Annotated in this window: 1 protein-coding gene; it reads left to right on the top strand. The window is 63.3% G+C overall.

What is annotated here, in order from left to right:
* A partial coding sequence (locus tag CXR03_RS18430; RefSeq protein WP_219816296.1) for a hypothetical protein occupies positions 1-501 on the top strand: 501 nt, incomplete at both ends.

Genomic DNA, 501 nt, shown 5'->3' with positions numbered 1-501 from the left:
AACTTGCAGCCCTCAACTCTCGCGCTCTTGCTGCGCTCTCGACTGACAACATTGCAGTCCTCACCTCGGGCCAGCTGACTGCCCTGTCCAGCGGTCAGGTTGCTTCGCTGACCACGCAGCAGGTTGCCGCTCTCGGCAGCGCGCAGCTGACAGGCCTCAGCACAAACCAGGTGGCTGCCCTGAGCTCTGCACAGGTCGTGGCACTTGGAAGCGCCAATGTGGCCTCCCTGTCGACCACGCAGGTGGCAGCCCTTAGCAGCCGCGCTGTCGGCGCGCTGACGACGTCTCAGCTCGAGGCCATGACAACAGGCCAGATCGAGGCCCTCAGCTCTGCCCAGATCGCAGCTCTGTCCTCCAGCGACCTTGCTGCTCTTTCGTCCGAAGACCTGAACACCTTCACGACTGCCGAGTTTGCAAGCCTCAGCTCCGCTTCGATCCGCGGTATCACCTCCGCTGTCATCGGCAGCCTGACGACCGACCGAATCGCTGCCCTCAACTCCA

Source organism: Arthrobacter sp. 08Y14 (genome assembly GCF_002929455.1).
Classification (GTDB): Bacteria; Actinomycetota; Actinomycetes; order Actinomycetales; family Micrococcaceae; genus Arthrobacter_B; species Arthrobacter_B sunyaminii.
This window is presented reverse-complemented; position numbering and strand designations above follow the sequence as displayed.